This is a genomic window from Phenylobacterium sp. (assembly GCF_046590535.1).
Taxonomy (GTDB): Bacteria; Pseudomonadota; Alphaproteobacteria; order Caulobacterales; family Caulobacteraceae; genus Phenylobacterium.
This window is the reverse complement of record NZ_JBKJTG010000134.1, coordinates 1-7,338: the sequence shown is the minus strand read 5'-3', so window position 1 is coordinate 7,338 and position 7,338 is coordinate 1. Positions and strand designations below refer to the sequence as shown.

Below are 7,338 nucleotides of genomic sequence, written 5' to 3'. Positions count from 1 at the left end.
GGCGCGCGGCGGTCCGTCGGCGGTGATCAAGAGCCACCACAACGTCGGCGGCCTGCCGGACTTCATGAAGCTGAAGCTGGTGGAGCCCCTGCGGGAACTGTTCAAGGACGAGGTCCGCGCGCTGGGCGTTGAACTGGGCCTGCCGCCGGCCTTCGTCGGTCGTCATCCGTTCCCGGGGCCGGGCCTGGCCATCCGCATCCCCGGTGAGGTGACCCCGGAGCGCGTCGCCATCCTGCAGCAGGCCGACGCCATCTACCTGGAGGAGATCCGCAAGGCCGGCCTCTACGACAGCATCTGGCAGGCCTTCGCCGTGCTGCTGCCGGTGCGCACGGTGGGCGTCATGGGCGACGCGCGCACCTACGACGAGGTCTGCGCCCTGCGCGCCGTCACCTCCACCGACGGCATGACCGCCGACTTCTTCGAGTTCCCCTGGGAGGTGCTGGGCCGCTGCGCCACCCGGATCATCAACGAGGTGAAGGGCATCAACCGGGTGGTCTACGACGTGACCTCAAAACCCCCAGGGACGATCGAGTGGGAGTAGCGGCTTCGAGCAGGCGCAGACACAACCCTCGCTGACGCCATGGCGGTGGAACTCGGTTAACCGGCTCATGCCTCTATGACCCCTGGCGCAGCCGGCGCCCTCGGAGGGATAGTCGGACATGGGTTCGAAACTGGCGGCGATGGAGTTCATCGCCCAGCAGACCGGCGACGTCTTTGTTCGCGCCAACGCCAGAGGCGTTGTCAGGTACGTCTCCAACTCTGTGCGGGCGCTCGGCTATGAGCCCAGCGAGATTGTCGGCACGACGGGTCTGCAACTGGTGCATCCAGACGACCGGGCGACGTTCATCGCAAACACCGAGGCGGCGTTGCGCGGCGAGCGTCAAACCCCCCGCGCTCGAGTGCATCGCTTTCGCACCGCCGACAACCAATGGCGATGGATGGAGGGGAATCCCCGGCTCATACGCAACCGCAGAGGCCAGGTCATCGAACTGGTCAACGTCTTGCGCGACGTCACCGATCGCCGCGAGGCGGAGGCAGCAGCCGATGACCAAGCGGAACTGATGAGTTCTGCGTTCGAACATACCGGAATCGGGAAGGCTCTGGTCGGGCTCGATGGCGCGTTCCTCAGCATCAACAGCGCCTTCTGTGACATCGTCGGCTATCCGCAGGCGGTGATGCTGAAGCTCGACTTCCAGACCATCACCCATCCCGACGACCTCGATATCGACCTCGACCTCCTGGCCCAGCTGACACGCGGCGAAATTCCCAACTACCGCATGGACAAGCGCTACCGTCGCGCCGATGGCTCGGTTGTCTGGGTGCACCTCACCGTTTCGATGGTCCGCGATGCGACAGGCGCGCCGAAGCTCTATGTGGCCCAGGTCCAGGATCAGACGCAGCAACGCGCGGCGGAGGCGGCGTTGCAGGCGAGCGAGGCTCGCTTTCGCCTTCTCGCCGAGAACGCCAGCGACCTCATCATGCAGTCGAATACCGATGGCCGGCTCGCCTACATCTCACCGTCCTGCCTGGCCGTGACGGGATATAGGCCCGAGGAGATGATCGGTCATTCGGCGCTGCGCTGGATACATCCCGAAGACCGCGCGCTCGTGGTCGAGGCCTTCCAGGCGCAGGTCGCGCAAGGCGAGGCCTCCTCGGGCGAACCCATCGAGTACCGGCTGGAGGCCCGGGATGGTCGCACGATTTGGATGGAGTCTTTGCCGCGGGCGAATGTCGATCCTGCGACCGGCGAGGTGACCAGCGTCACGGACGTCGCGAGGGAAGTGACTATTCGGAAGGCCTTGGAGGCCAGCTTGGCCGAGGCGCGCGACGCGGCCGAGGCGGCAGCCTCGGTGAAGGCGGACTTCATGGCCAACATGAGCCACGAAATCCGCACGCCCCTGACGGCCATTCTCGGGTTCACCTCCCTGCTAGGCGCACGCGGCGAGATCTCCGCCGACGCGCGCTATCAGGTGGAGCGGATCGCCAGCGCCGGCCATGCGCTGCTGACCATCGTCAATGACATCCTGGACTTCTCGAAGCTCGAAGCCGGCCTGATGCCGATCAAGCCGCGTCCCACGGGACTGCGCGAGGCTCTCGCAGAGTCGCTCGCGCTGTTCGAGCCGCAGGCCGCCGCGAAGTCGATTGCGTTGACCCTCGTAGGGGCCGCCACCTTGCCCCACGCCGAGGTCGATCCTGACCGGTTGCGTCAGGTTCTGCTCAATCTCGTGGGCAATGCCGTGAAATTCACGGACGCGGGCGCCGTCGTCGTGCGCGCGGTCTATCACCGCAAGGCCGCGAAGCTGCGGCTGGAGGTTCAGGATTCCGGCCCCGGCATGGATGCGCGGCAGCAGGCCATGCTCTTCCAGAGATTCTCCCAAGTCGACGCTTCCTCCACCCGCCGCCACGGCGGGACGGGGCTTGGGCTCGCGATCTGCCGTGGATTGGTTGAGGCCATGGGTGGCGAAATCGGCGTCCGGAGCGAGGTTGGACGCGGCTCGACCTTCTGGTTCACGGTCTCGGCGCCCCGCGCGAAACAGGCCGTCGGGCCGGCGGCCGTCCAGGGAATCTCGCTTTCCGGCGTGCGGGTGCTGATCGCGGACGACAATCCCGTTAACCGCGAACTGGTCCGCGCGCTGCTTGCACCGCTCGATGCGGAGATCGTCGAAGCTGTGGATGGCGTCGAAGCCGTCGAAGTCGCCCAGGCCCAGCCCTTCGACGTCATCCTGCTGGATATCCGCATGCCGCGGCGAGATGGGCCGGACGCCGTCCTGCAGATCCGCAATCAACCGGGACCGAACCAGTCGATCCCGATCCTGGCCTTCACGGCCGACTATGACCTCGAGCGATACGGAGAGCAGGCGGTCCGAGGGTTCGACGGCGTGGTTCGAAAGCCCATCATTGGGGCCGAGCTGATCGCAGAGATCGCCCGCGCGGTAACGGTTGAGTTCTTGGCGCCGCAGACCGAGACAGAGGTGGCGGCGTGAGCGTGTTCATTCCCGACGACCGACGGGTCCTGATCGTCGATGACGATCGCGCCATTGCCGAAGTGATCAGCATGAGGCTTGCGGTGCATGGCCTCCTGACACGGGTATTCCACGACGGACTGGGCGTGCTGGCCCAGGTGCGCGAGTTCCGGCCTCACGCCATGGTCCTCGACATAAACATGCCGATCGTGGACGGCTTTGCAGTGATGGCTCAGCTTGGGGCGGAACGGATGGCCAAGCTGCCGACCTTGGTCCTGACCGCCCGACATCAGACCGGGGACGTCAAGCGGGCGGTTGCCCTCGGCGCGAAGGATTACTTGGCGAAACCGTTTCATGACGCGCAGTTGCTGTCGCGCGTCGCGCGCATCCTTCGCCACTAGGCGCCGCGCAGTTGCTGGGCGGCTCGATGAGCGCGTTGATGCTCTACTTTCTGTTGTGAGGGGTTCTGCGGTGGGTGGACTTGCGGGCCATCGGGGCGCGGTCTCGCAGACCTTCGCGCAGGTTAGCCGATGACCGTCACCATCTTCGCCATCAAGTCTCGCGACACGATGAAGAAGGCGCGGGCCTGTCTGGACGCGCGCGGGGTCGCCTACGCCTTCCACGACGACAAGGCGCTAGGCGTCGATCGCGCCCGGCTCGACGCCTAGCGCCAAACATGACGAAGACTTAATGGCCTAGGTTGCATCCGTGGCTGGTCCGGGGCGCCTCTTACTCATCAGAGACGGGCCGCCACGGCTCGCCGAACGACACGAAAAAAGGAGAGTTTCATGGAGATCCTGATCCCCATCACCATGTTCGCGATGATCGCCGCGATCGTCATCGCCCCGCGTTACTTCAAGAGCCAAGAGCGCATGAAGATGGCCGAGACCCTGCGCGCCGCTATCGATAAGGGCCAGCCGCTGCCGCTGGAAATGATCGAGGCGATGTCCAGCGACACCCGTGTCGCCGCCGCCGCCGCCTCCCCGCAGCGCGACCTGCGCACCGGCATCATCTGGACCGGCGTGGGCGTGGGCCTGGCGAGCCTGGGTCTGGCCATGAGCTTCGAAGAGCCGGACATGACCTACCCCCTGCTGGGACTGGCCGCCTTCCCGATCTTCATCGGCCTGGCCTTCATCCTGATCTCGTTCCTCAACAAAAGCCGCGACTAGGCTGGCCTAGCCGGGGGAACGCCCATGCCGGGCAAATCACAACTCAGATACGCCAGTCTGCATGACGTTGAGCTATGTACTCACGCAGCGACCGGCGAGCGAAGCGCCTATGGCGAGCTCGTGCGCAGGCACGGCTCGGCGATCCGGGGACTGCTTCGCCGGATGGGCGCGCAGCCCTCCGAAGCCGATGATGTGGCCCAGGACGCCTTCCTGGCGGCCTTCGAGCGCATCGCCGAATTCCGCGGGGAGGGCACCTTCGCCGGGTGGGTGAAGAAGATCGCGGCGAGGCTTTACCTGCGTCGATTGCAACGCGAGCGCCGTCTGGGCGCTTTCGCTACCTCGGCGGGCGATGAAGAGGCCTATGTCCACGCAGGCGACGCGGAACACCGGATCGACCTGGACGAGGGGCTCAAGTCCCTCAGCCCGGCGGAACGGCTAACCGTGTCGCTGTGCTTCGGCGCGGGGCTTTCCCACGCCGAGACAGCCGAGGCCTTGAACCTGCCGCTAGGAACGGTCAAATCGCATGTCAAACGTGGTCTGGAAAAGCTCAGAGCGCGACTGGCGCCGTCGGACGGCGCCGTTCTGGAAGGGAGACGCCACAATGGTTGAGGCCGACTTCGAGCGCAGGCTCGAGCGCCTCTTCGCCGAGGCGCCCGCATTCCCCGACGCCAGCGCCTTCGCCGCCAGGGTGGAGGGCCGCCTCGATCGGGGATGGATGGCCAGGCGATGGCTGATCGGCGCGGCCGGCCTGGTCGGCGGCGTGATCGGGGCCAGCCAGCTAATCATGTCCAACTTCATCCAGCGGGTGGAGACGGCGGAGGATTCCGTGCGGCTGATGGGATCCAGCCTGGCCGACATGGCGCCCGGCGCCGAGCTGGTGACCGCGCTCTCCGCGGTCAGCAGCGGGATGTGGGTCGCCGTGGCCCTGGCCGTGGTGACCATGGGCTTCGCCCTGTCCCGCGTGATCGAGGAGATTTGAGCCCTTGTCATCGTACCGGGAGGAGGGCGTCCGTCGCGTGACCGCGCCGGACATCGCCGCGCGCAAGGGCCAGACGCCCATCGTCTGCCTGACCGCCTACACCGCGCCCATGGCGGAACTCCTCGACCCGCATTGCGACCTGCTGCTGGTGGGCGATTCCGTCGGCATGGTGGTCCATGGCTTGCCCAACACCGTGGGCGTGACCCTGGAGATGATGATCCTGCACGGCCAGGCGGTGATGCGCGGATCGCGGCGGGCCATGGTTGTGATCGACATGCCGTTCGGCTCCTACGAGGGCTCCGCGGAGGTCGCCTACGCCAACGCCGCGCGGCTGATGAAGGAGACCGGCGCCCAGGCCGTGAAGGTCGAGGCGGGCGCCACCATTGTCGACACCATCGGCTACCTGGTGAAGCGCGGCATCCCGGTGATGGGCCACGTGGGCCTGCGCCCCCAGGCGGTGCTGGTGGACGGCGGCTTCAAGGCCAAGGGCCGGGGGGCCGACGAGCGGGCGCGTATCCTGCAGGACGCCAAAGCCACCGCCGACGCCGGAGCCTTCGCTGTGGTGGTGGAGGGTGTGGCCGAGGGCCTCGCCCGCGAGATCACCCAGGCCATTGAGGCGCCCACCATCGGCATTGGCGCCTCGGCCGGCTGCGACGGCCAGATCCTGGTCACCGACGACATGCTGGGTCTGTTCGACTGGACGCCGAAGTTCGTGCGACGTTATGCGGACCTGCGTGGCGAGATTTCCCGGGCCGTAGGGGGCTATGCCGAGGACGTGCGCCAACGGCGCTTCCCCGGCCCGGCCGAGATCTATTTCGCCAAGGCGGTCTGAGCCGACCTAAACCTTGCGGCAACCGATTCGGGGCCAGGGTGGCGGCATGGCCCGCCTCACCCTGATCCTCGCCCTGTCCCTGAGCCTCGCGGCGGCCACTGCCCAGGCTTTGGAGAAGAAGCCCCCCGAGCTAGACGTCGGCCAGTATGTGGACCTGTCGCCCGTCGGCCTGCCCATCGTCGCCGATGGCCGGCTGGTGAACTATGTGTTCGTCCATGCCCGCATCAACCTGACCAGCGGCGCCAACGCCTCGAAGATGCGCCAGAAGGAGCCGTTCTTCCGCGACGCCCTGGTGCGCGCGGGGCATCGCACACCGTTCACCATCCCCAGTGACCACTCGAAGATCGACACCGTCCGGCTGACCGCCGCCCTGCAACGCGAGGCCGTGGCTATCGCCGGCCCCGGAGCAGTCAAGTCGGTGGCGGTGACCTCGCAGGCGTCGCGCAAGCGGATCGCCACGCCGCGCACCTGAAAATCCGGCCTGCGGAGGCCAGCGCCAGTGCGTTCAGGTTCGTTGGACGGCGGCAGGTTGCGCCCACTGGCCAACTTTGGCACTTTCCCCCGTCCTGTTTCGGAGCGCCGGCTTGTGGCGTTGCGGTGCGGGTACACAAAAAGGGGCTGGGAACACGCCGGTGACGGCCATTGCGGCCACAGCCGGTCCCCCTCCGCGCGACGCAAAGGGGTGCGCTACTCATGAGTCTTACGCTTACGCTGGTGATCCTCGCCGGCCTGCTTGCGCTGGTTTACTGCGCCGTGCAGGCCGCGTCGCTGCTTCGGGCCTCGCCCGGAAACGCGCGCATGCAGGAGATCGCCGCCGCCATCCAGGAGGGCGCTCAAGCCTACCTGCGCCGGCAATACACGACCATCGCCGTCGTCGGCGTGGTCATCCTCATCATCGTGGGCCTGCTGATCGGCGTGGAAGCCGCCGCGGGCTTCGCCATCGGCGCCGTGCTCTCGGGCGCGGCCGGCTTCGCGGGCATGCTGATCTCGGTGCGCGCCAACGTGCGCACCGCCCAGGCGGCCTCGGAGAGCCTCGACAGGGGCCTCTCGCTGGCGTTCCGCGCCGGAGCGGTCACCGGCATGCTGGTGGCAGGCTTCGCGCTCTTGGGCGTGTCGCTCTACTACGCCATCCTCACCCAGGTGATGGGCCACGATCCCACCGAGCGGGTGGTGGTCGACAGCCTGGTGGCGCTGGGCTTCGGCGCCTCGCTGATCTCCATCTTCGCCCGTCTGGGCGGCGGCATCTTCACCAAGGGCGCCGACGTGGGCGGCGACATGGTGGGCAAGGTCGAGGCCGGCATCCCGGAAGATGATCCGCGCAACGCCGCGACCATCGCCGACAACGTGGGCGACAACGTCGGCGACTGCGCCGGCATGGCCGCCGACCTGTTCGAG

Annotated in this window: 9 protein-coding genes and 1 pseudogene; all 10 read left to right on the top strand. The window is 67.1% G+C overall.

Annotated features, from left to right (window positions below; all coding sequences use genetic code 11):
- Positions 1-541, top strand: a pseudogene (locus ACLL81_RS08205) (GMP synthase (glutamine-hydrolyzing)); the annotation flags it as partial.
- 118 nt (positions 542-659) lie between these two features.
- On the top strand, positions 660-2,984 hold the full coding sequence (locus ACLL81_RS08200; protein WP_411287860.1) for a PAS domain S-box protein: 2,325 nt from the start codon (positions 660-662) through the stop codon (positions 2,982-2,984).
- A complete protein-coding gene (locus tag ACLL81_RS08195; protein ID WP_411287859.1) occupies positions 2,981-3,364 on the top strand; it encodes a response regulator transcription factor in 384 nt (127 codons plus the stop codon). The genes ACLL81_RS08200 and ACLL81_RS08195 overlap by 4 nt, the downstream gene beginning before the upstream one ends.
- 129 nt (positions 3,365-3,493) lie before the next feature.
- On the top strand, positions 3,494-3,631 hold the full coding sequence (locus ACLL81_RS08190; RefSeq protein ID WP_411287858.1) for a hypothetical protein: 138 nt from the start codon (positions 3,494-3,496) through the stop codon (positions 3,629-3,631).
- 120 nt (positions 3,632-3,751) lie between these two features.
- Complete coding sequence (locus tag ACLL81_RS08185) at positions 3,752-4,132, top strand: DUF6249 domain-containing protein (protein ID WP_411287857.1); 381 nt, start codon at positions 3,752-3,754, stop codon at positions 4,130-4,132.
- A gap of 24 nt (positions 4,133-4,156) precedes the next feature.
- Complete coding sequence (locus tag ACLL81_RS08180; RefSeq protein ID WP_411287856.1) at positions 4,157-4,741, top strand: RNA polymerase sigma factor; 585 nt, start codon at positions 4,157-4,159, stop codon at positions 4,739-4,741.
- Positions 4,734-5,111: a hypothetical protein gene (locus ACLL81_RS08175; protein ID WP_411287855.1), complete on the top strand. Its 378-nt coding sequence runs from the start codon at positions 4,734-4,736 to the stop codon at positions 5,109-5,111. The genes ACLL81_RS08180 and ACLL81_RS08175 overlap by 8 nt, the downstream gene beginning before the upstream one ends.
- Positions 5,112-5,115: 4 nt before the next feature.
- The gene (gene panB, locus ACLL81_RS08170) at positions 5,116-5,943 is read left to right on the top strand and encodes a 3-methyl-2-oxobutanoate hydroxymethyltransferase (RefSeq protein ID WP_411287854.1); all 828 of its coding nucleotides are present in this window, start codon (positions 5,116-5,118) and stop codon (positions 5,941-5,943) included.
- Between the two features lie 46 nt (positions 5,944-5,989).
- The gene (locus tag ACLL81_RS08165; protein WP_411287853.1) at positions 5,990-6,415 is read left to right on the top strand and encodes a hypothetical protein; all 426 of its coding nucleotides are present in this window, start codon (positions 5,990-5,992) and stop codon (positions 6,413-6,415) included.
- A 221-nt stretch (positions 6,416-6,636) separates the two neighbouring features.
- The coding region (locus ACLL81_RS08160; RefSeq protein ID WP_411287852.1) for a sodium/proton-translocating pyrophosphatase at positions 6,637-7,338 on the top strand (702 nt) is incomplete at its 3' end.